This is a genomic window from Inquilinus sp. OTU3971, from assembly GCF_038440215.1.
Genome location: NZ_JASATH010000136.1, coordinates 1 through 22,201, shown reverse-complemented (window position 1 = coordinate 22,201; position 22,201 = coordinate 1). Strand labels below are relative to the sequence as shown.

The window sequence follows — 22,201 nt, the reverse complement described above, 5'->3', positions numbered from 1 at the left end:
GCCTCGCCGCGGGGGGGGGGGGGGCCCGCGCCGGGGGGGGGGGGGGGGGGGGGGGGGCGGGCCATGGCTCAGGCGGCCACGGTGGCCCTGGCCCGATACGGCGCGAACCAGCCGAGGCCGGCCTCGGTGCCGGATTGCGGCACGTATTCGGCGCCGACCCAGCCGGCATAGCCGAGCGCGTCGAGCAGGCGGAACAGGAAGGGGTGGTGGATCTCACCGGTGCCCGGCTCGTGCCGGCCGGGGTTGTCGGCGACCTGGATGTGGCCGATGCGGGAGATCAGCGCCTGCAGCGTCGGACCCAAATCTCCCTCCATGATCTGCATGTGATAGATGTCGTATTGCAGCTTGGTGTTCGGCGCCTCGACCGCGTCGAGCAGGTCCAGCGTCTGCTGCGATCCGCTGAGGAAGAAGCCCGGGATGTCGCGGGTGTTGATCGGCTCGACCAGCAGGGTGATGCCGGCCTCGCCCAGCGCCTTGGCGGCGAAGTGCAGGTTGTCGACCAGCGTGTCGCCCAGCACCGTCTCGGCCACGCCCGCCGGCCGCTTGCCGGCCAGGCAGTTGAGCTGGCGGCAGCCCAGCGCGGTGGCGTAGTCGATGGCCTGGCCGACCCCGTCCTGGAACTCGCCGCGGCGGTCGGGCAGGCAGGCGATGCCGCGCTCGCCCTTGGCCCAGTCGCCGGCCGGCAGGTTGTGCAGCACCTGGGTCAGGCCGTGGCGCTGCAGCCGCTCGGCCAGCTCCTCCTTCGGATAGGGATAGGGGAACAGGTACTCGACCCCGGTGAAGCCGGCCTCGGCGGCGCGGCCGAAGCGGTCGAGGAAGGAATGCTCGTTGAACAGCATGGTGAGGTTGGCGGCGAAGCGCGGCATGAAGGGCTCCGGGTAGGGTTCTTGTTCATGGACCGACCGTTCCCGGCCGCCCCCTCACCCTCCCGTCGCCTGCGGCGCCGGGCCCCTCCCTCTCCCCGAGGAGAGGGTTTGTTCACCTCTCCCCAGGGGAGAGGTCGGAACCACGTCAGCGGTTCCGGGTGAGGGGGTGGCACCGGCCCGGCCGCTTTGTCTGCGATGGGCTCGGCGTTGTCGCTACACCGTCTCCGGCTCGCGGGCCGGGACGGGGGCGAGGTCGATGACCTCCTCGAACTCGGTGATCTTGTCGATCTCCGGCCCCATGGCGATGTTGGTCACCCGCTCGGTGATGATCTCGACCATGACCGGCAGGCTGGCCTGGGTGGCGCGGGTACGGGCCCAGGCAAGGGCCGGGCCGATCTCGGCCGGGTCGAACACCCGGCGGGCGATGCAGCCGAAGGCCTCCGCCGCCTTGACGTGGTCGACTCCGTAATCGCCGATCTCCGGCGCGTTGATGTTCTGGAACGAGAGCTGGACCTCGTAATCCATGTTGTAGCCGCGCTCCGCCTGGCGGATCAGGCCGAGATAGGCGTTGTTCAGCACCACCAGCACGAAGGGGATGCGGTACTGCGCGGCCACCGCCAGCTCCTCGATCAGAAACTGCAGCGAATAGTCGCCGACGATGCCGACCACCTCGGCCGACGGGTCGGCCAGCTTGGCGCCGGTGCAGGCCGAGACCTCCCAGCCCAAGGGGCCGGCCTGGCCGCAGATGATGTAGTTGCGCGGCTTGTACACCTTCTGGAACTGGCCCGACGCGATCTGGTACAGGCCGATCGCGGTGACGAAGCGGGTGTCGCGGCCGAAGGCGGCGTTGATCTCCTGGAAGGCCCGCTGCGGCTTGATCGGCGTGTTGTCGAAATCGGTCCGGCGCAGCATGGTGCGCTTGCGCTCCTGCACCGCGCCGACCCAGGCCTCGCGCTTCGGCAGGCGGCGGCCGCGGGCCTCGGCGATCAGCGCCTCCAGCGCCAGTTTCGCATCGGCGACGATGCCCAGGTCCGGGCAGAACACCCGGCCGATCTGGGTCGGCTCGATGTCGACATGGATGAACTTGCGGCCCTTGGTGTAGACGTCCGTCGATCCGGTGTGGCGGTTGGCCCAGCGGCTGCCGATGCCCAGCACCAGATCGCTCTGCAGGAAGGTGGCGTTGCCGTAGCGGTGCTGGGTCTGCAGCCCGACCATGCCGGCGTTCAGCGGGTGGTCGTCGGGGATCGTGCCCCAGCCCATCAGCGTCGGCACCACCGGCACGTTCACCAGCTCGGCGAACTCGACCAGGAGGTCGGACGCCTCGGCGTTGATGATGCCGCCGCCGGCGACGATCAGCGGCTTCTCGGCGGCCAGCAGCATGTCGACGGCGCGGGCGATGGCGCTCGGATTCGGCGCCGGGCGCGACACGGGCAGCGGCGCGTCGGTCTCGGGATCGTAGTCGATGATCTCCTTCTGCACGTCGATCGGCAGGTCGATATGCACCGGGCCGGGCCGGTCGGAGCGCATGATCTGGAAGGCACGGCGGAACACCCAGGGCACCTGGGCGCCCTCCATCACCGTGATCGCCCATTTGGTCACGGGCCGGGCGATGGCGGCGATGTCGACCGCCTGGAAATCCTCCTTGTGCAGCTTGGCGCGCGGCGCCTGGCCGGTGATGCACAGAATCGGGATCGAATCCGCGATGGCGGAGTACAGGCCGGTGATCATGTTGGTGCCGGCGGGGCCGGAGGTGCCGATGCAGACGCCGATCGCCCCGGCCCGGGCCCGGGTGTAGCCCTCGGCGGCATGGGTGCCGCCCTCCTCGTGCCGCACCAGCACATGGCGGATGCCGCTGTCCTTCAGCGCCTCGTAGAAGGGCAGGATCGCCGCGCCCGGCACGCCGAACGCCACCTCCACGCCTTCGCTGCGCAGCACATGCACCGCCGCTTCCATCGCCGTCATCTTGGGCATCATGCCCTCCCGTTCGAAGGTTCTCGGGCGATGGTGGCGGGCGGGGAGGGGCGGAGCCAGCGGCGGCCCGAAACATTCCAGGGCGTGAAAAGCGGCGGACCGGAACGGTCTTTTTCACCTGGTGGAAGCGGTGGAGAGGGGGCGCCTATCCCAAGCATCCAGAGGCTGTCGACACCTTCTGGATTGCCGGGTCAAGCCCGGCAATGACAATGTGGGGAGGCCCCACCCCTGAAAGCGAAGCCGGCCATACCTGAAGTTACGTTTTCCGACCTGCTGGCCGATCTTGCCGGCTACCTCGACCGCGTCGAGGCCGACCGGACGGAGCTGGTCGTGACCCGTCAGAACCACGAGGCAGTGGTGATCCTGCCCCTGGCCGAGTTCGAGGGGATGCGGGAGACGCTTCATCTCCTCAGCACGCCCGCCAATGCCGATCACCTGCGCCGTTCGATCGCCGAACTGGATCGCTGACGGTTACCTTGGTGCGACCGGCTTCCGAGCTACAGGGTGACTTTTCCCGCCGCTCGCAACTTACTAAGAGCGCCGAGCAGCCGACTGCCCATGGGGCGTCTTTCGTTTCAAGCGGTACGAAATTTCTTTGTAAAGATCAGGATCATCTTTCAGCTTCTCCAAGATCGCCAGTGCCTCCGGCTGCCTTGATCGCGATAGCTTGGGGATCAACAGCAGACGTGATTGGCCGAGGGCAGGATCAGCCACCAACTCGATGAGCTTGGGCAGATCTGCCGATCGGGCCATGCCGCTCACTGCGGCTACCAACCCATCTCTGAAGTCGCTTTGTGGCGCGGATCTTAGTTGCTGCAGAACAGAGAGAATCTTGTCCCAGGCAAGCTGCCGAGCTTCTGGCGCGCCGAGGGAGCGAGCAATCCCCTCTCGGATGCGGTCGAAGTACTCACGGTCCAAGTGGTCGAGCAGAATGGGAATTGCAGAACGATATTTCGGATTCTTGTTGCTCAAGAGCCAAGCAGATCTGACGTCAATGCCGACATCTTTTAGCGCCGCGATCAGCGGGGCCTCGTTCTCCCTGAGAGCGGCGGTCCGCTCCTCATGAAGGCGTTCCTCCTCGGCTCGTCGAGCCACCCACTCAGGGTCGGCCTCAAGGCGGCGCATCAGCTCATCGGCGGTGATCGGCTCGCGGCGTGGCATGGTCAATCCGAACTATGACGCCTGTGATCATACCGCAGTTCGGAATGTTTGAAGCACCTCAGTGCGGCCGGCCGCCGAGCTGCAGGGTGACCTTCTCGGCCGCCTGGCGCACCAGCATGCCGATCTGGCCGATGCGGTCGTCGCCCATGCGCTCGCGCGGGGCGGAGATCGACAGTGCCGCCACCGGGCGGCCGCCGCGGTCGAGGATCGGCGAGGCGACGCAGCGCACGCCGGACAGGTGCTCCTCGTCGTCGATGGCGTAGCCGGAGCGGCGGGCGCGGCTGATCTGGTCGCGCAGGCTGGGCAGGTCCGGCACCGTCTTCTCGGTCAGCCGGGTCAGGGCCAAAGCGGGCAGGGTGCGCGACAGCACCGGGTCGGTCTTGGCCGACAGCAGCGCCTTGCCGGCGCCGGAGCCGTGCACCGGCAGCGGCGTCGACCCCGGCAGGCTGGCGCCCGGATCGCCGAGCTGGTGCAGGTAGAGGATGGTGCCGCGCTCCTCCACCGCCAGGTTCACGGTCTCGTGGCACAGGCCGAACAGGGTGCGCATCGGCGGGTCGGCCAGGCGGCGCAGCCCCATGCCGTCGGCATAGGCGAGGCCGGAGAGGAAGGCCTGCACCCCGACCGTCCAGCGCCGGGTGGCAGGGTCGAAGCGCACGTAATGCGCCTCCTCCAGCGTGGTCAGCAGGCGGTGGACGGTGGGGGCGGAGAGGTCGGTGGCGCGGGCCAGCTCGGTCAGGCTCATGCCCTCGGCCCGGCCGGCCACGGTGTCGAGCAGCCGTAGGGCGCGGAGCAGCGAGCGGACCTGCCCGGTCTTCGGCTCGTCCCCTATTTTCAGTTCGGGGGAGGACTCGCTGTCGCGATCGATCTCGGCCATGGCGCTCCTGACTGGACGCTCAGGCCGGTGACCGGCTTCGCGTTCCCTCCCGTTCGTGCATGCGGCGCCCTTGGATGTAGGTCGCCTTCACCGACCGATCATCCCCCAAAGTCATGAGGATGAACAGTTCTTCCTCGAGATCGGCCTCGACCGCCTCCATCCGGTGCGCCATGGCGGCGGTGGCGCGGGCGTCCAGCACCACCAGGTCGGCGCAGCGGCCGGGGGCGATGGTGCCGATCTCGTCCTCAAGGCCCAGCGCCTCGGCATTGCCGGCGGTGACCAGGTGGAAGGCCTCCAGCGCCGACAGGTTGGTGCCCTGCAGCTGCTGCACCTTGTAGCCCTCGCCGAGCGTGCGCAGCATGGAATAGCTGGTGCCGCCGCCGACATCGGTCGCGGCCGCGATCCGGACCGGCGGGGTGCGGCGCTGCAGCTCCCGCATCGGGAACAGGCCGCTGCCGATGAACAGGTTCGAGGTCGGGCAGAACACCGCGACCGAGCCGCTCTCGGCCATGCGCTGCCGCTCGCGCTCCTCGAGATGGATGCAGTGGCCGAACAGGGTCTTCGGGCCCAGCAGGCCGTATGTGTCGTAGACGTCGAGATAGTCGCGGCTGTCCGGGAACAGCTCGCGGACCGCCTCGATCTCCTTCAGGTTCTCGGCGATGTGGGTCTGGACATAGGCGTCCGGGAACTCCCGGGCCAGCGCGCCCGCCGCCTCCAGCTGCGCCTCGGTCGAGGTGATGGCGAAGCGCGGGGTGACGGCATAGCGCTGGCGGCCCTTGCCGTGCCAGCGCTGCAGCAGCCGCTTGCTGTCGTCATAGGACGACTGGGCGGTGTCCAGCAGGCCGGGCGGGGCGTTGCGGTCCATCATCACCTTGCCGGCGATCATGGCGGTGCCCATCACCTCTGCCGCCGAAAATAAGGCTTCCGCCGACTCCGGATGGACGGACCCATAGACCGCGGCGGTGGTGGTGCCGTTGGCCAGCAGCTCGGCCAGGAACCATTCCGCCTGGCGGTCGGCATAGGCCTGGTCGCCGTAACGCTGCTCGGCGACGAAGGTGTATTTTTGCAGCCACTCCAGCAGCTGCGCGCCGTAGGAGGCGATCACCTGGGTCTGCGGGAAATGCAGATGCGCGTCGATGAAGCCGGGCAGGATCAGCTCGTCCGGATAGTGGTCGACCGCGGTGCCGGGCGGCAGCGCCGGCAGGATCTCGGCGGCCGGCCCGACCCGGGTGATCCGGCCGTCCTCGACCACCACCACCCCGTCCGGGATGTAGCGGTAGCTCGCTGTGTCGCCGGCGCCCTTCGGGGCGGCGAGAAAGCTCAGCAGGCGGCCCCGCAGGGCGGTGATAGCGGTCATCTCACGTCTCCGGTCATCCGGGATTCCAGCCGAGTGTCGTCACGACACCCTTTCTGTCATTGCCCGGCTTGACCGGGCAATCCAGGGGCCACAGGCACCGCTCTCGATGGCCCCTGGATCCTCGGGTCAAGCCCGAGGATGACAAAGGAGGGAAGGCCGAGGACATCTTGGGCCTCACTGCACGGCCTGGTCGGGATCGGCCGTCCAGCGCCCGAGAAGGTCGCGCTCCTCCGGCGTGATCTGGCTGACATTGGCCGGCGGCATGGCGTGGGTCAGCACCGCCTGCAGACGGATCAGGCCGGCGTGGCGCCGGATCTCCTCCGGCGAGTCCAGTAGCACGCCGCGCGGCGCCTCGTTGATGCCCTCCCAGCCCGGCATGGTGGAATGGCACATGCTGCAGCGGGAGACGACGATGTCCGCCACCTGGGCGAAGGACACCGGCTTCGGGTCCACCGCGGCGGCCGTCTGCACCGGGGCCTGTGCCGGCACGCCGATCCACGGCTTGGTCGCGGTCGCCACCTCATGCTCGCGCGGCGGCGGCAGGGTCGACAGCCAGACGATCGCCGCCATGCACGCGGTCGCCACCCCCCAGGTCCACCACGGCGTCGCCTTGCCGGCGTGGCGCGAGTTGAAGAAGTGCCGGATCACCCCGCCCATCACCAGCACCAGCGCCGTCATCACCCAGGCCCAGTGCGACCCGAAGGCCAGCGGGTAGTGGTTGCTGAGCATCAGGAACAGGACCGGCAGGGTCAGGTAGTTGTTGTGCAGCGACCGCTGCTTGGCCTGCCGGCCCAGCTTCGGGTCGGGCGACTGCCCGGCGATCAGGGCGTCGACCACCTTGCGCTGGTTCGGAATGATCAGGAAGAAGACGTTGGCCACCATCATGGTGCCGATCAGCGCGCCCATCTGCAGCATGGCGCCGCGGCCGCTGAACACCTGGGCGAAGCCATAGGCCGCCGCGACCAGCCCGATGAAGCCGGCGGCGGCCAGCTTGACGTCGCTCTCGCCCAGCGGCGACTTGCACAACAGGTCATAGGCCAGCCAGCCCAGGGCCAGGCTGACCACGCTGATCGCGATCGCCTCCTTGGGCGAGAACAGCGACACTTGCGGGTCGATCAGGAACAGGTCGGCGCCGCGGTAATACAGGACGCAGAGCAGGAAGAAGCCGCTGATCCAGGTGGAGTAGGCCTCCCATTTGAACCAGGTCAGCTCCTTCGGCAGCCGGTCCGGTGCCACCAGGTACTTGACCATGTTGTAGAAACCGCCGCCATGGATCTGCCAGGCTTCGCCGCCGGCGCCCACCGGCAGGTCCTCGCGCTTCTTCAGGCTGAGGTCGAGGGCGACGAAATAGAAGGACGAGCCGATCCAGGCGATGGCGGTGATCACGTGCACCCAGCGGGCCACGAGGTTGATCCACTCCCAGATGATCGGCTCCATGCCGTCGCCTCCGCCGTTTCCGCTGGCCGCACCCGCGGCTGTCCCTGTGCTGACCAGCCTAATGAACACCCTTTCGCTTCGGGAAGCACCGGCGGCACACAGCACTTTCAAAAGAATCGCTATAATCGCCTGAGGCGAATGGGCCGACACTCGCCTCAGGCGTCATCCCCGCGAAAGCGGGGATCTCTTTGCTGTATAAGAAAAGGTCCGAAAAGATTCCCGCTTTCGCGGGAATGACGATGAACAGGGGATGGCCGCGGATTGGCACTGCTGGAGAACATGCGGGTGTTCGTGCGCGTGGTCGAGCTGGGCAGCCTGTCGGCCGCCGGCCGGCAGGTGCGCATGTCGCCGGCGGTGGTCAGCCACCGCATCCAGCAGCTGGAGCAGCATCTCGGCGTCCGCCTGCTGAACCGCACCACCCGCCAGGTGCAGACCACCGAGCACGGCCAGACCTTCTACCGCCACTGCCTGGTGGTGCTGGATGCGATGGAGCGGGCCGAGACCAGCGTCGCCACCACCAGCGGCGTGCCGTCGGGCAGCCTGCGGGTGACGGCGCCGCTCGGCTTCGGCCGCCGCGTCCTGGCGCCGCTGGTGCCGCAGTTCCACGAGCTCTACCCCCGGGTCGAGGTCCGGCTGCGTCTGTCCGACCATCTGCTCGACCTGCTGGGCGAGGCGGTGGACCTGGCGATCCGCATGGCGGAGATGAAGGATTCCAGCTTCGTGCTGCGCAAGATCGCCGATTGCCGGCGGGTGCTGTGCGCGGCGCCGTCCTATCTCGAGGCCCAAGGCAATCCGAAGTCGCCGGAGGAGCTGATGGGCCACAACTGCCTGCTGCTGCGCTTCCCCGGGTCGCGGCAATACCAGTGGACGCTGGAGGGCAGGGACGGCCCGTCCAAGGTGCCGGTGCGCGGCAGCTTCGACGCCGATGACGGCGACGTGTTGACGCAATGGGCGATCGATGGCCGCGGCATCGTCATGAAGCCGGTGTGGGAGGTGGCGGCCCATCTGCGCAGCGGCGCGCTGCAGGTGGTGCTGCCCGACCACCCGCCGGAGCCGGTGGTGCTGGCGGTGCTGTACCCGCATCGCAGCTTCCTGCCGGCCAAGGTGCGGGTGTTCTCGGACTATCTGGTGGAGCACACGCGGGCGCTGCTCAGCCCTGACCTCGTGCTGTGATCGCCGCGACCAGGCGGGCCGCGGCCTGGTCGATGTCGGATTCCGTGGTGCCGCGGCCGAGGCCGAAGCGCAGGCTGCCATGGGCGGCTTCCGGCGACAGGCCGATGGCGCGCAGCACATGCGACGGCTCCGGGCTGCCGGTGGAGCAGGCGGAGCCGGTGGACAGCGCCAGATCCGGCAGGTCGAGCAGCAGGTCGGCGGCGTCCAGCCCGGGCAGGCTGACATTGAGGCAGCCGGGCAGGCCGTGATCCGGAGAGCCGTTGCGGCGCAGGTCCTGCAGCTCGCGCCGCAGTACCGCGAACAGGCGCTCGCGCAGGGCGGTCAGGCGCTGTGCATCGGCCGAGCGGAGCTGCCGGGCCAGGCGGCAGGCGGCGCCGAGCCCGACGCAGAGCGCGGTCGGCAGGGTGCCGGCACGGCGCCCCTGCTGCTGGCCGCCGCCGAGCAGGAGGGGCCGCAGCGTCGTGCCCTCGCGCACGAACAGGGCGCCGATGCCCATCGGGCCGTACAGCTTGTGCCCGGACAGGCTGAGGAAGGCCAGGTCGAGGGCGCGGACATCGATGGCGCCGGTCGACAGCAGCTGCACGGCGTCGCTGTGCAGCAGGGCGCCGGCCTTGGCGCAGATCCGGGCGGCCTCGGCCAGCGGCTGGATCGTGCCGATCTCGTTGTTGGCGGCCATCAGCGAGACCAGGGCCGGGCGGCCGGCCAGCAGCGTCTTCAGCGCGTCGAGGTCGGCGGTCCCGTCCGGCCCGACCGGCAGGGTCGCGGTGCGATGGCCTCGCGCGGCGAGCTCCGGCAGGCAGGCCAGCACGCTGGGGTGTTCGATCGCCGAGGCGATGACGGGCCAGCCTTCGGGCGTGCCGCCCAGCAGGGCGAGGTTGTTGGCCTCGGTGGCGCCGCCGGTGAACAGGATCTCGCCCGGCCGGGCGCCGATCAGCGCCGCCACCTCGGCCCGCGCCGCATCGATCGCCTCGGCCGCCCGCCAGCCCGGCCGGTGCCGCGCGGCATGCGGGTTGCCGACCGCGGCCGGATCGAGCCACGGCCGCATCGCGGCGAGCACCTCGGGATCCAGCGGGGTGGAGGCGAGATGGTCGAGATAGAGAGGGGCGGTCATGGCCGCTCCTCGATTCCGCCTTTGGCGATGCCGTTTCCTATCGCGCAGTAGCCTTTGCGCACGGCGCCGCCGCACAATGGACTCCCCCCTCCCCTCGCGGGAGGGGGGTAGGGGGAGGGGGTTTTCGAGGCAACAGGCCGATGGCCGATGAACGCGTCCAGTTCCTGCGGCAGAACCAGACCCGCGTCGGCGGTTTGCGTTTCCGGCGCCAATACCGCCTCGGTCCCTTCATCGTCGATTTCGTCTGCCTCTCGGCGCGGCTGGTCATCGAAGTGGATGGGCCGTCGCACGAGCTGACTGTCGATGCCGATGCCCGGAGGACACGCTGGCTGGAAGATCAGGGCTTCCGTCTTCTGCGCTTCTCCAACGAACAGGTCATGCACGAGTTGGCGGGTGTGGTGCAGACGACCGGAGCTGTGTTGATCGGGCAGGTTGAACCATAGAGATTTCGGCTCCGGCGTCGAGAACCCCCTCCCCCTAACCCCCTCCCGCGAGGGGAGGGGGGACTCGAAGGGGGCTGCGCTCCAGGACTCACACTTCGCCCAGGGACCGCGTTGGGTTCGCTCATCGCGAACCCAACCTACGGACGACCGTGTCTCAGGCCTCCACGCCCTCGACATACCAGTCCATCTTCAGCAGCTGCTCGTCGCTCAGGGTCTCGCCCTCCTTCACCACCAGCTCGCCCTTCTGGTTCTTGATCGGGCCGACGAAGGGGTGGCCGGTGCCGTCGATGATGCCCTGGCGGACCTTCTCCGCCGCCGCCACCACGTCGGCCGGGATCGCCTCGTTGTAGGGGGCCATGCCGACCATGCCCTCCTTCAGCCCCTCCCAGACGCTGGAGGTCTTCCAGCTGCCGTCGATCACCGCCTGCACCCGGCGGATATAGTATTCGCCCCAGGCGTCGACGATCGCGGTCAGGTGCATCTTCGGCGCGAAGCTGCGCATGTCCGAGGCCTGGCCGAAGGCGTAGACGTTGCGGCTCTCCGCGACCTGCAGGGGGGCCGGGCTGTCGGTGTGCTGGCTCAGCACGTCGACGCCGCCGTCGATCAGCGCCTTGGCCGCGTCGCTCTCCTTGCCCGGGTCGTACCAGCTGTTGGCCCAGACCACCTTGACCTTGGCGTCGGGCCGGATCCTGCGGGCGGAGAGGGCGACGGCGTTGATGCCCATCACCACCTCGGGGATCGGGAACGAGCCGATATAGCCGAGATTGCCGGTCTTGGTCAGGTGCCCGGCGATGGTGCCGCAGATGGCGCGGCCCTCGTAGAAGCGGGCGTTGTAGATGCTGACGTTGGGCGCGGTCTGATAGCCGGTGGCGTGCTCGAACTTCACCTTCGGCAGCGCCTTCGCCGCGCGGATGGTGGCATTCATATAGCCGAAGGAGGTGGTGAAGATCAGCTCGTTCCCCGCCTGGGCCAGCTGGCGCAGCACCCGCTCCGCATCCGGGCCTTCCGGCACGTTCTCGACGAAGGTCGTCTTCACCTTGTCGCCGAACTTCGCCTCGACCTCCCGGCGGGCCACGTCGTGGCCATGGGTCCAGCCGTAGTCGCCGACCGGGCCGATATAGATGAAGCCGACCTTCAGCGGGTCGGCGGCCCACACCCGCCCGGGCAGGGCCGAGGCGGCCAGGGCGGCAGCGGAGCCGGCGAGAAGCGTCCGGCGGGAAACCAGCATCGACATGAGACCTCCGTTGTTGATTGGTCTGAGGATACCAGGAGCATCATCAGACGGAAGGGCGGAACGGCTTGCCCAGCGCCGCCGGTGCCTGCAGCCGGCCGCGCCAGGGGCCGGCCGCGATGACCACGAGCACGGCGATGGTGGCGAGGTAGGGCAGCATGCTGAAGACCTGGGACGGCAGGTCGATCCCGGCGATGCCCTGGGCGTGCAGCTGCAGGATCGTCACCCCGCCGAACAGATAGGCGCCGAGCAGCACCCGCCAGGGGCGCCAGGAGCCGAACACGACCAGCGCCAGCGCGATCCAGCCGCGGCCGGCCGTCATCCCCTCCATCCACATCGGCGTGTAGGACAGCGAGAGGAAGGCGCCGGCGAGCCCGGCCATGGCGCCGCCGAACAGGCAGGCGAGAGTGCGCACCAGGATCACCGGATGGCCGATCGCATGGGCGGATTCGGCGGATTCCCCGACCGCGCGCAGCACCAGCCCGGCGCGGGTGCGCTTCAGGAACCAGGCGACGCCGAAGGTCAGCGCGACCGAGAGGTAGACCAGGGCGTCCTGGCCGAAGACCAGCGGCCCGACCACCGGCAGGTCGGTCAGCACCGGCAGCGACAGCTTCGGCAGGGGCGGGATCGGGTGGCCGACGAAGCCGGCGCCGAGCAGCGCGCTCAGGCCCACGCCGAAGATGGTCAGGGCCAGACCGGTCGCCACCTGGTTGGCCATCAGGGTCAGGGTCAGCACGGCGAAGACCAGCGCCAGGGCCGCCCCGGCCGCGGCGGCGGCGAGGATGCCGAGCGCCGGCTGGCCGGTGGTGATGGTCACGGCGAAGCCGGCCACCGCGCCGATCAGCATCATGCCCTCGACCCCGAGGTTGAGGACGCCGGAACGCTCCACCACCAGCTCGCCCAGCGCGGCGAAGAGGAGGGGGGTGGCCGCGGTGATGACCGTCGCGGCGACGAGGACGAGGAAATCCATCACGGCACCGTGGCAGGGTTGCGGGCGGGCGCGGCCTGGGCGGAGGTCCAGCGCAGGCGGTAGCGGACCAGGACGTCGGCGGCCAGCAGGTAGAACAGCAGCATGCCCTGGAACACGCCGGTCGCCGCCTGCGGCAGGCCGGCCGAGACCTGAGCGTTCTCGCCGCCGATATAGGAGAGGGCCATGACCAGCCCGGCGGCGACGATGCCGAGCGGGTGCAGCCGGCCGAGGAAGGCGACGATGATGGCGGTGAAGCCGTAGCCGGGGGTCAGCTGCGGGATCAGCTGGCCGATCGGCCCGGCCGCCTCGAAGGTCCCGGCCAGGCCGGCCAGGGCGCCCGAGAGCAGCAGGCAGAACCAGACCACGCGCTTGGCCCTGAAGCCGGCGAAGCGGGCCGCGGCAGGCGCCTGGCCGACCACCTGGATCTGGAACCCGACCACGGTTCGGCCGACCAGGAACCAGGCGCCGACCGCGGCCAACAGGGCGACCAGGGCGCCGAGATGCAGCCGGGTGCCCTCGATCAGGATCGGCAGCAGCGCCGCGTCGCTGAACATCCGGGTCTGCGGGAAGTTGAAGCCCTCGGGGTCCTTCCACGGGCCGAACACCAGGACGCTTAGGGCCAGCGAGGCGACATAGGTCAGCATCAGGCTGGTCAGGATCTCGCTGACGTCGAAGCGGGTCTTCAGGAAGGCCGGGATCGCGGCATAGGCCAGGCCGCCCAGCGCCCCGGCGACGCACATGGCGGGCAGGATCCACCAGCCCTCCTGGCCCCAGAAGGCGAGCGCGACGGCGCCGGCCGCGACCGCGCCCATGATCAGCTGGCCCTCGGCGCCGATGTTCCAGACATTGGCGCGGAAGCCGATGGCGAGGCCGATGGCGATCAGGATCAGCGGCGCCGCCTTCACCCCCAGCTCGGTCCAGCCGTAGAAGGTCTCGATCGGGGCGATCAGGAACTGGTACAGCGTCTCCGCCGGATCCAGCCCGAGCATGAGGAACAGCAGCCAGCCGCTGGCGATGGTCAGGGCCACGGCCAGCACCGGGGTCAGCCAGACCATGGCGCGCGACGGCTCGCGGCGGGGTTCGATCCTAAGCGACATGGGCGGCGTGCTCCTTCTCCTCGGCCGCGGCCGGCTCGGCCCCGTGCAGCCCGCCCATCAGGAGGCCGATCTCGGCGACCGAGATTTCGGCGGTGGGACGGGCCTCGGACAGGCGGCCGAGATTGATCACGGCGAGGCGATCGGTGATCTGCAGCAGCTCGTCGAGATCCTGCGAGATCACGATCACCGCGGCGCCGTTCTGGGCCAGGGTCATCAGCGCCTGGTGGATCGCGGTGGCGGCGCCGGCATCGACCCCCCAGGTCGGCTGCGACACGATGAAGACCTCGGGCGTCTGCAGCACCTCGCGGCCGACCACGAATTTCTGCAGGTTGCCGCCGGACAGGCTGCCGGCCAGCGCCTCGGCGCCGCGGGTCTTGACCCCGAACTCGTGGATCACCCGCTCGGCATAGCGGCGCGCCAGGCCGGCGCGGATCAGTCCGCCGGGGGCCAGCTTCATGCGGTTGCGGGCGCTCAGCAGGGCATTGGCGGCCAGGCTCATCTCCGGCACCGCGGCGTGGCCGTTGCGCTCCTCCGGCACGGTGCACAGGCCCAAGAGCCGGCGCTGCTCCGCGCCGAGATGGCCGACCGGCCGCGCGCCGATGCGGATCGCCTCGGCCGGCCGCACCCGCCGCTCGCCCGCCAGGGCCTGCAGCAGCTCGGTCTGGCCGTTGCCGGCGATGCCGGCGATGCCCAGGATCTCGCCGGTGCCGACGGTGAAGCCGATCCGCTTCAGCGCGGTGCCGAAGGGGCCGCCTGCGGGCAGAGTGAGGTCCTTGACCATCAGCCGCGGCTCGGACGCGCCGCGGGCGCCGCGGCGGGACAGGGTGCGCAGCTCCGCCCCGATCATCATCTGGGCCATGCTGCGCGCGGTCTCGGCCGCCGGGTCGCAGACGCCGACCACCTTGCCGGCGCGCATGATCGTGGCCGCGTCGCACAGCGCCTTGATCTCGTGCAGCTTGTGGCTGATGTAGAGGATCGAGCACCCCTCCGACGCCAGGCGGCGCAGCGTCTCGAACAGCCGCTCCACCTCCTGCGGCGTCAGGACCGAGGTCGGCTCGTCCATGATCAGCAGCTTCGGGTCCTGCAGCAGGCAGCGCACGATCTCGACCCGCTGGCGCTCGCCGACCGACAGGGAATGGATCTCGCGATGCGGGTCCAGCGGCAGGCCATAGGCCTCGGACACCTCGCGGATGCGCTTGGCCAGGATGCGCCGGTCGGGCGGGTTCTCCAGGCCGAGGGCGATGTTCTCGGCCACGGTCAGCGCCTCGAACAGCGAGAAGTGCTGGAACACCATGCCGATGCCCAGGCGCCGGGCCTCGTGCGGGCTGGATGGATGAACCGGCTGCCCGTTCCACAGGATCTCGCCGGAATCGGGCTGCAGCAGGCCATAGATCGATTTCACCAGCGTCGACTTGCCGGCGCCGTTCTCGCCGAGCAGCGCATGGATCTCGCCGGGTTGGACGGAAAAGCTTACCCCGTCGTTCGCGACGAGGCTCGCGAACCTTTTGGTGATGCCGCGGAGTTCGATGCGCGCGGGGCCGGCCCCCGGGTTGCGGTCCATGCAGCCTCCTGTTCTGGAGCCGCCCCCGCCGCCGTTTTGTCGGCGGGGGCGGACACGTCCTTAGCCTTGGCGAAGGCGATGAGCAATTCCGCCGCGACCATGGCGGCGATGACGGGCGGGCGCTTGTCCCGCCCGAGGCCCGCCCCGATCGGGCAGGTCAGGCGTTCCGTGCGCCGCGGGTCGTTGCCCCGGGCCCGGAACCAGCGCTCGAAGCGCTCGCGCTTGGTGGTGGATCCGATCAGCCCGACGTAGGCGGCGTCGCCGCGCCGCAGGGCCGCCTCGGTGACCTCGAAATCCATGGCGTGGCTGTGGGTCATGACCAGATAGGCGGCGCCGGGCGGGGCCTCGGCGATGACGTCGGTGGGGGTCGGCGTCAGCCGCCGGGTGATGCCCTCCGGGATCTCGGCCGGGAACTCGTCGGCGCGGCCGTCGACCCACTGGATCTTCACGGGTAGCGGCGCCAAGGCGCGGGCCAGGGCCTTGCCGATATGGCCGGCGCCGAAGATCAGGACGCCCGGGCGGGTCGCGGCCTCCGCGGCTTCCTCGGCCTCGATCCGGGCCAGGGTGGCGCCGTCCGCCAGCTCCAGCTGGATCACGACGAAGCCGCCGCAGCACTGGCCGATGGCGGGACCGAGCGGGATCTCGACCCGCTGCGACCGCTCCTTGGCCGTGATCAGGGTCCGGGCGGCGGCGATCGCGTCCCACTCCATCCGCCCACCGCCGATGGTGCCGCGGGCGGCGGCGGCGGTGACCAGCATGTGCACCCCGGCCTCGCGCGGGGTCGAGCCGCGAGCCTCCGCCAGCGTCACCAGCGCCGTCGGCTCGCCATCGCCGAGCCACAGCCGCAGGATGGGGGCGAGGGGGGTCATGGGGCGTTTCCCATAGGCTGACCCTCGTCATGGCTTTCGCAAGGGAAATGACTGCAAAATAGAGTCCCCCCTCCCCTCGCGGGAGGGGGGTAGGGGGAGGGGGTTTCCGAGGCAACGCGCCGATGGCCGATCCACGCGTCCAGTTCCTGCGGCGGAACCAGACCGAAGCCGAGCTGCTGCTGTGGCACCAACTGCGGGATAAGCGCGTCGGCGGGCTCCGCTTCCGGCGCCAATACCGCCTCGGCCCCTACATCGTCGATTTCGCCTGTCTCTCGGCGCGGCTGGTGATTGAGGTGGACGGGCCGACGCATGAGCTGACTTTTGATGCCGACACCAGGAGGACTCGCTGGCTGGAAGATCAGGGCTTCCACGTCATGCGATTCACCAACGACCAGGTCATGCATGAGCTGGCGGGCGTGGTGCAGACGATCGGGGCGGTGCTGACGGGGAAAAGCGAGACCTAAGGAGGCCGGCTCTTGCGTCGCGAACCCCCTCCCCCTGCCCCCCTCCCGCAAGGGGAGGGGGGACTCAAAAAAGGCTGGCCCGTGCAGGAACGGCGTCATCCCACACCTCCTTCCGCCCTGACCCGCTCCACCGCATCCAGCACCTTCTCCGGCGTGGCCGGCGGGTCCAGACGGGGGCAGATCCTGTGGTCGGCGACGCTGGCGATCGCGTCCGAAATCGCGTGCAGCACCGAGACGCCGAGCATCAGCGGCGGCTCGCCCACCGCCTTGGAGCGGTAGATCGTCTCCTCATGGTTGCGCGTGTCGGCCAGCCGGACGTTGAAGATCTTCGGCCGGTCGCTCGCCACCGGGATCTTGTAGGTGGAGGGCGCATGGGTCCGCAGCCGGCCCTTGGCGTCCCACCACAGCTCCTCCATGGTCAGCCAGCCGGCACCCTGGACGAAGCCGCCCTCGATCTGGCCGCGGTCGATCGCCGGGTTCAGCGAGTGGCCGGCGTCGTGCAGGATGTCGACGCGGTCCAGCCGGTACTCGCCGGTCAGGGTGTCGACCGTGACCTCGCTGACCGCGGCGCCGTAGGCGAAGTAGTAGAAGGGCCGGCCGCGGCCGGCGGCGCGGTCCCAATGGATCTTCGGCGTCTTGTAGAAACCGGCGGCGGACAGCTGGACCCGGCCGAAATAGGCGGCGCGCACCAGCTCCGGGAACGGCACCTCCTGGTCGCCGATCTGCACCATATTGCGGCGGAACACCACCTGGTCCGGCTTCACCTGCCAGCGCTCGGCGGCGAAGGCGACCAGCCGCTCCTTGATCATCCGCGCCCCGGCCTGGGCCGCCATGCCGTTCAGGTCCGCGCCGGATGAGGCGGCCGTGGCCGAGGTGTTCGGCACCTTGCCGGTGGTGGTGGCGGTGATGTGGACGCGGCCGATATCGACCTGGAACTCCTCGGCCACGACCTGGGCGACCTTGACATACAGGCCCTGGCCCATCTCGGTGCCGCCATGGTTCAGGTGGATCGACCCGTCCTTGTAGACATGCACCAGCGCGCCGGCCTGGTTGTAGGCGGTGAAGGTGAAGGAGATGCCGAACTTCACCGGAGTCAGCGCCAGGCCGCGCTTGAGCCAGCGGCTGGTCTTGTTCCAGGCGCGGATTTCGGCGCGCCGGGCCTGGTAGTCGCTGTCGCGCTCCAGCTCCGCCACCAGCTCCGGCGCGATGTTGTCCTCGACCGTCTGGTGATACGGCGTCACGTTGCGGTCGTCGGTGCCGTAGAAGTTCAGCTTGCGGATCTCGAGCGGGTCGCGGCCGGTGGCGAAGGCGATCTCCTCGATCAGCCTCTCGCCCGCCACCAGCCCCTGCGGCCCGCCGAAGCCGCGGAAGGCGGTGTTCGACTGGGTGTTGGTCTTCAAGGGCAGCGAGGACAGCTGCACCGCCGGGTAGTAGTAGGCGTTGTCGGCGTGGAACAGGGCGCGGTCGGTCACCGGCCCGGACAGGTCGGCGGACCAGCCGCAGCGCGCCGCCAGCAGCATCTCGACGCCCTCGATCCGGCCCTTGTCGTCGAAGCCGACCGAATAGTCGACCTCGAAATCATGGCGCTTGCCGGTGATCACCATGTCGTCGTCGCGGTCCGGCCGCAGCTTGGCGGCGCGGCCGGTGGCCTTGGCCACCAGGGCGGCCGTGGCGGCGAACAGGTTGGCCTGGGTCTCCTTGCCGCCGAAGCCGCCGCCCATGCGCCGGATCTCGACCGTCACCGCACCGTCCGGCACGCCGAGCACGGCGGCGACGATGTGCTGCACCTCGCTCGGGTGCTGGGTCGAGGAATGGACGGTGACGTCGCCGTCTTCGCCCGGCAGGGCCAGGGCCACCTGGCTCTCCAGGTAGAAATGCTCCTGCCCGCCGATCCGCATCCGGCCCTCGACCTTCCGCGGCGCGGCCGCGATCGCCGCCTTGGCGTCGCCGCGCTTCAGCGTCATCGGCTTGGTCACCAGCGTGCCGGCGGCCTTCGCCGCCTCGTAGTCCAGGACCGGCGCCAGCTCCTCATAGTCGATCACGGCCAGGCGGGCGGCGCGGCGGGCCTGGTCGCGGGTCTCGGCGGCCACGGCGAAGACCGGCTGGCCGACATGCTGCACCAGCTCGGTGGCAAACAGCGGCTCGTCGCCCAGATGGTTGCAGCCGATGTCGTTCTCGCCGGGGATGTCGGCGGCGGTGAAGATGTGGACCACGCCGGGCGCTGTGCGCACCTTGGCCAGGTCGATCGACCGGATCCGGGCATGGGCCTTCTCGCTCAGCCCCAGGCAGACATGCAGCAGGCCCGCCGGCTCCGGGATGTCGTCGATATAGACGGCCTCGCCGCTGACATGCTTGTGGGCGCTGTCGTGCCGGCGCGGGTCGTGCACCGCGCCGTCGATGTGGTCGGCCGCCGGCTGGGCTTTGGCCTGGGAGAGGGTGGTGTCAGGCATGGGCCAGGCTCCGCTCGCCGACCAAGCGGGTTTCCACTGCGGGATCGGCGGTTTCGGCATGCAGCTTCAGCAGCAGGTTGGCGGCAACCTTGGCGCGGTAGCCGGCGCTGGCGCGCCAGTCGGTCAGCGGCGTGAAGTCGCGGGCGAGCGCGGGCAGGGCGGCGCGCACGGCGTCCTCGGTCCAGGGCTGGCCCAGCAGCGCCGCCTCGGTCTCGGCCGCCCGCTTCGGCGTACCGGCCATGCCGCCATAGGCAATGCGGATCTCGGCGACGCGGCCAGTCTCGACCCTGAGCCGGAAGGCGGCGCAGACGGCGGAGATGTCCTGGTCGAAGCGCTTGCTGATCTTGTAGGCGCGGAAGCGGTCGCCGGGCCGCAGCTTCGGCAAGAACACGCTTTCGACGAACTCGCCCGGCCGCCGGTCCTGTTTGCCATAGGCGATGAAGAACTCCTCCAGCGGCAGCGACCGGCGCTCGTCGCCGCGGCGCAGCACCAGCGTGGCGCCGGCGGCGATCAGGGCGGGCGGGGTGTCGCCGATCGGCGAGCCGTTGGCGATGTTGCCGCCGATGGTGCCGACGGCGCGCACCTGCTCCGCCCCGATGCGGCGGATCAGCTCGCCCAGGTCGGGATAGGCGCGGCCGAGCGGCTCGATCGCCTCGGCATAGGTGACGGCGGCGCCGATCTCGAACCCGTCCGCGGTCTCGCGCAGGCCGCGCAGGTCGCGCACCCGGCCGGTATAGATGACGGAAGGCAGCACCCGCTGCTGCTTGGTGACCCACAGCCCGACATCGGTGGCGCCGGAGACGATGGTGGCGTCCGGATGCTCCAGCAGCAGCGCCGCCATGGCGTCGGCCGTGGCCGGGGCGTAGAAGCGGCGGGCGCCGTCGCCGACCGCGACCGTCTCCTCATCCTCCAGCGCGGCGAGCCGCTTCGCGATCCCGGCTTCGGCCGTGGCGAAGCGGTCGGCCTCCGGCGCGCCGAGCTGATACATGCGGTGGCCGGCGGCGACGATCGGGGCGTAGCCGGTGCAGCGGCACAGGTTGCCGGCCAGGGCGTCGTCGATCCGGCCTTCGCCCGGCGCCGGGTCGTTGCGGTACAGGGCGAACAGCGCCATGACGAAGCCCGGCGTGCAGAAGCCGCATTGCGAGCCGTGGCAATCGACCATCGCCTGCTGCACCGGGTGCAGGGCGCCGTCTGCCGCCTTCAGATGCTCGACCGTCAGCAGCTGGCAGCCGTCCAGCGTCGCCAGGAAGCGGATGCAGGCATTGACCGGCTCGTAGCGCACCCGGTCGCCGTCGCGCCGCCCGACCACCACGGTGCAGGCGCCGCAATCGCCCTCGGCGCAGCCTTCCTTGGTGCCGGTCCTGCGCTCGTCGATCCGCAGCCAGTCCAGCACGGTCAGGGTCGGATCGACCGTGCGGATCTCGCGCAGCTCGTCGCCCAGGAGGAAACGGACGGTGTCTCGCATGTCTCAGCTGCCGCGATAGGTGGAGTAGGACCAGGGCGAGATCAGCAGCGGCACGTGGTAGTGCTGGTCGGCATGGGCGATGCCGAAGCGGATCGGCACCTGGTCCAGGAAGGGCGGGTCGGCCAGCGCCACGCCGGCGGTGCGGAAATAGGCGCCGGTGGCAAAGACCAGCTCATAGCTGCCGGGGCGGAAGGCGTCGCCGGCCAGGAGCGGCGCGTCGCAGCGGCCGTCGGTGTTGGTCCGGGTCTCGGTGACGAGGGTGCGGCGGTCGCCGTCGAGGCGGTACAGGGCCACGGCGATGCCCATGCCCGGCCGGCCATGCGCCGTGTCGAGCACATGGGTGGTCAGTCGCCCCTGGTGGGATGCCGTGTGTTCGGCCATCCTGCCTCTCCGTGTTTGCCGGCGCCTTGGCGGTCCCTGGCGGTCCGTCCTGCCGCCGGGCATTATCGCCCTGTCCGGCCTGACGTGCTTGTCGTTTTATTGCGATTGTCATGTTTCACCCCGCCCGGCTGTTGCTCAACGGCTGTTCGGCGGAAAGACTTTCAACGCAAAAGCGAAAGTGGACGCGGCCCGGGCCGCTATCCTGTGCTTGGGATCACGCGTGCGAGGGAGGATCTGTGTCCGTCTATCCGAGAAATCTGGTCGGCTACGGTCCGAACCCGCCCCAGGCCGATTGGCCGGGCGGCGCCCGGCTGGCGCTGCAGTTCGTCCTCAACTACGAGGAGGGCGGCGAAAACTCGATCCTGCACGGTGACGCGGCCTCCGAGAGCTTCCTGTCCGAGATCGTCAGCGCCCAGCCGCTGCCGGGCGTGCGCCACATCTCGATGGAATCGCTCTACGACTACGGCGCCCGGGTCGGCGTCTGGCGGATCCTCAGGCTGTTCGAGCGCAAGGGCATCCCGCTGACCATCTACGCCGTCGCCATGGCGGCGGAGCGGCACCCGCAGGTGATCCGCGCCATGGTCGAGGCCGGGCACGAGATCGCCAGCCACGGCTATCGCTGGATCAACTACCAGTATGTCGGCGAGGACACCGAGCGCGAGCACATCCGCAAGGCGGTCGAGATCCTGGAGCAGGTGTCGGGCGAGAGGCCGCTCGGCTGGTACACCGGCCGCACCAGCCCGAACACGCGGCGGCTGGTGGCGGAGCATGGCGGCTTCCTCTACGACGCCGATGCCTATGACGACGACCTGCCATATTGGGAGCGGGTGGGGGACACGCCGCAGCTGATCGTGCCCTACACGCTGGACGCCAACGACATGCGCTTCGCCGCGGTCCAGGGCTTCAACTCCGGCGACCAGTTCTACACCTATCTCAAGGACAGCTTCGACGCGCTGTACCAGGAGGGGGCGGAGACGCCGCGGATGATGTCGGTCGGGCTGCATTGCCGCATCGTCGGCCGGCCGGGCCGGATCATGGCGCTGGAGCGGTTCCTGGATTACGCGAAGCAGCATGACGGCGTCTGGTTCTGCCGCCGCATCGAGATCGCCCGCCACTGGCGGGAGAAGCATCCGTATGGGGGCTGAGATGATGATGACGAGCGGCTCAACCAAAATGAGTCCCCCCTCCCCCTGCGGGCTGTCGGATTTACACATCTTGGAAGTGAGCTTTTTTAAGTCCCCCCACCCCCGGGGGGGGGGGGGGGGGGGGGGGGGGGGGGGGGGGGGGGGGGGGGGCGGGGGGGGGGGCGGCGGGGGGCGG

At 69.8% G+C, this 22,201-nt stretch carries 20 protein-coding genes; 5 read left to right on the top strand and 15 right to left on the bottom strand.

Annotation, left to right across the window (positions count from 1 at the left end; translation table 11 throughout):
- Positions 1 to 68: 68 nt before the first annotated feature.
- Positions 69 to 866, bottom strand: coding sequence for a hydroxypyruvate isomerase (hyi, locus tag AAHM41_RS27765; protein WP_342239851.1), 798 nt, complete (start codon positions 864 to 866; stop codon positions 69 to 71).
- A gap of 213 nt (positions 867 to 1,079) precedes the next feature.
- A complete protein-coding gene (gene gcl / locus AAHM41_RS27760; RefSeq protein WP_342239850.1) occupies positions 1,080 to 2,837 on the bottom strand; it encodes a glyoxylate carboligase in 1,758 nt (585 codons plus the stop codon).
- Between the two features lie 228 nt (positions 2,838 to 3,065).
- On the opposite strand from gcl, the gene AAHM41_RS27755 reads away from it, so the two are divergent.
- Positions 3,066 to 3,305, top strand: coding sequence for a type II toxin-antitoxin system Phd/YefM family antitoxin (locus tag AAHM41_RS27755; RefSeq protein WP_342239852.1), 240 nt, complete (start codon positions 3,066 to 3,068; stop codon positions 3,303 to 3,305).
- Between the two features lie 63 nt (positions 3,306 to 3,368).
- On the opposite strand, the gene AAHM41_RS27750 is transcribed toward AAHM41_RS27755, so the two are convergent.
- The 4 genes from AAHM41_RS27750 to AAHM41_RS27735 form a co-directional block, all read right to left on the bottom strand.
- Positions 3,369 to 3,998: a hypothetical protein gene (locus AAHM41_RS27750; RefSeq protein ID WP_342239849.1), complete on the bottom strand. Its 630-nt coding sequence runs from the start codon at positions 3,996 to 3,998 to the stop codon at positions 3,369 to 3,371.
- Between the two features lie 58 nt (positions 3,999 to 4,056).
- Complete coding sequence (locus AAHM41_RS27745; protein ID WP_342239848.1) at positions 4,057 to 4,872, bottom strand: IclR family transcriptional regulator; 816 nt, start codon at positions 4,870 to 4,872, stop codon at positions 4,057 to 4,059.
- A gap of 19 nt (positions 4,873 to 4,891) precedes the next feature.
- Complete coding sequence (guaD, locus tag AAHM41_RS27740) at positions 4,892 to 6,229, bottom strand: guanine deaminase (protein WP_342239847.1); 1,338 nt, start codon at positions 6,227 to 6,229, stop codon at positions 4,892 to 4,894.
- Positions 6,230 to 6,403: 174 nt separating this feature from the next.
- Entirely contained in the window at positions 6,404 to 7,666 is a 1,263-nt protein-coding gene (locus AAHM41_RS27735; RefSeq protein WP_342239846.1) for a urate hydroxylase PuuD, read from the bottom strand.
- A 261-nt stretch (positions 7,667 to 7,927) separates the two neighbouring features.
- On the opposite strand from AAHM41_RS27735, the gene AAHM41_RS27730 reads away from it, so the two are divergent.
- Positions 7,928 to 8,839: a LysR family transcriptional regulator gene (locus tag AAHM41_RS27730; RefSeq protein WP_342239845.1), complete on the top strand. Its 912-nt coding sequence runs from the start codon at positions 7,928 to 7,930 to the stop codon at positions 8,837 to 8,839.
- Here AAHM41_RS27730 and AAHM41_RS27725 read toward each other — a convergent pair.
- The gene (locus tag AAHM41_RS27725; protein WP_342239844.1) at positions 8,817 to 9,950 is read right to left on the bottom strand and encodes a cysteine desulfurase family protein; all 1,134 of its coding nucleotides are present in this window, start codon (positions 9,948 to 9,950) and stop codon (positions 8,817 to 8,819) included. The genes AAHM41_RS27730 and AAHM41_RS27725 overlap by 23 nt on opposite strands.
- A gap of 140 nt (positions 9,951 to 10,090) precedes the next feature.
- Here AAHM41_RS27725 and AAHM41_RS27720 point away from each other — a divergent pair, with 140 nt between their 5' ends.
- Positions 10,091 to 10,393: an endonuclease domain-containing protein gene (locus tag AAHM41_RS27720; protein ID WP_342239843.1), complete on the top strand. Its 303-nt coding sequence runs from the start codon at positions 10,091 to 10,093 to the stop codon at positions 10,391 to 10,393.
- 154 nt (positions 10,394 to 10,547) lie between these two features.
- On the opposite strand, the gene AAHM41_RS27715 is transcribed toward AAHM41_RS27720, so the two are convergent.
- The 5 genes from AAHM41_RS27715 to xdhC are packed head-to-tail and all read right to left on the bottom strand — an operon-like array spanning position 10,548 to position 16,121.
- Positions 10,548 to 11,627 carry a BMP family ABC transporter substrate-binding protein gene (locus AAHM41_RS27715; RefSeq protein ID WP_342239842.1) on the bottom strand — a complete coding sequence of 360 codons (1,080 nt, stop codon included), beginning with the start codon at positions 11,625 to 11,627 and terminating at the stop codon, positions 10,548 to 10,550.
- A gap of 43 nt (positions 11,628 to 11,670) precedes the next feature.
- On the bottom strand, positions 11,671 to 12,594 hold the full coding sequence (locus tag AAHM41_RS27710; RefSeq protein ID WP_342239841.1) for an ABC transporter permease: 924 nt from the start codon (positions 12,592 to 12,594) through the stop codon (positions 11,671 to 11,673).
- Positions 12,594 to 13,691 carry an ABC transporter permease gene (locus AAHM41_RS27705; protein WP_342239840.1) on the bottom strand — a complete coding sequence of 366 codons (1,098 nt, stop codon included), beginning with the start codon at positions 13,689 to 13,691 and terminating at the stop codon, positions 12,594 to 12,596. The genes AAHM41_RS27710 and AAHM41_RS27705 overlap by 1 nt, the downstream gene beginning before the upstream one ends.
- Positions 13,681 to 15,252, bottom strand: a complete 1,572-nt coding sequence (locus tag AAHM41_RS27700; RefSeq protein WP_342239839.1) for an ABC transporter ATP-binding protein — start codon at positions 15,250 to 15,252, stop codon at positions 13,681 to 13,683. The genes AAHM41_RS27705 and AAHM41_RS27700 overlap by 11 nt, the downstream gene beginning before the upstream one ends.
- Positions 15,162 to 16,121 carry a xanthine dehydrogenase accessory protein XdhC gene (gene xdhC, locus AAHM41_RS27695; protein WP_342239838.1) on the bottom strand — a complete coding sequence of 320 codons (960 nt, stop codon included), beginning with the start codon at positions 16,119 to 16,121 and terminating at the stop codon, positions 15,162 to 15,164. The genes AAHM41_RS27700 and xdhC overlap by 91 nt, the downstream gene beginning before the upstream one ends.
- A gap of 122 nt (positions 16,122 to 16,243) precedes the next feature.
- On the opposite strand from xdhC, the gene AAHM41_RS27690 reads away from it, so the two are divergent.
- A complete protein-coding gene (locus AAHM41_RS27690) occupies positions 16,244 to 16,585 on the top strand; it encodes an endonuclease domain-containing protein (protein ID WP_342239837.1) in 342 nt (113 codons plus the stop codon).
- Positions 16,586 to 16,680: 95 nt separating this feature from the next.
- On the opposite strand, the gene xdhB is transcribed toward AAHM41_RS27690, so the two are convergent.
- From xdhB to uraH, 3 genes are read right to left on the bottom strand one after another with little or no spacing between them, the layout of a single operon-like run.
- Positions 16,681 to 19,035 (bottom strand): xanthine dehydrogenase molybdopterin binding subunit, encoded by a 2,355-nt coding sequence (xdhB, locus tag AAHM41_RS27685; protein ID WP_342239836.1) that lies wholly within the window; start codon positions 19,033 to 19,035, stop codon positions 16,681 to 16,683.
- Complete coding sequence (xdhA, locus tag AAHM41_RS27680) at positions 19,028 to 20,500, bottom strand: xanthine dehydrogenase small subunit (RefSeq protein ID WP_342239835.1); 1,473 nt, start codon at positions 20,498 to 20,500, stop codon at positions 19,028 to 19,030. Before xdhA ends, xdhB begins: the two co-directional genes overlap by 8 nt.
- Positions 20,501 to 20,503: 3 nt before the next feature.
- The gene (gene uraH, locus AAHM41_RS27675) at positions 20,504 to 20,881 is read right to left on the bottom strand and encodes a hydroxyisourate hydrolase (protein WP_342239834.1); all 378 of its coding nucleotides are present in this window, start codon (positions 20,879 to 20,881) and stop codon (positions 20,504 to 20,506) included.
- 236 nt (positions 20,882 to 21,117) lie between these two features.
- Here uraH and puuE point away from each other — a divergent pair, with 236 nt between their 5' ends.
- Positions 21,118 to 22,026, top strand: a complete 909-nt coding sequence (gene puuE / locus AAHM41_RS27670; protein WP_342239833.1) for an allantoinase PuuE — start codon at positions 21,118 to 21,120, stop codon at positions 22,024 to 22,026.
- Positions 22,027 to 22,201: the final 175 nt, after the last annotated feature.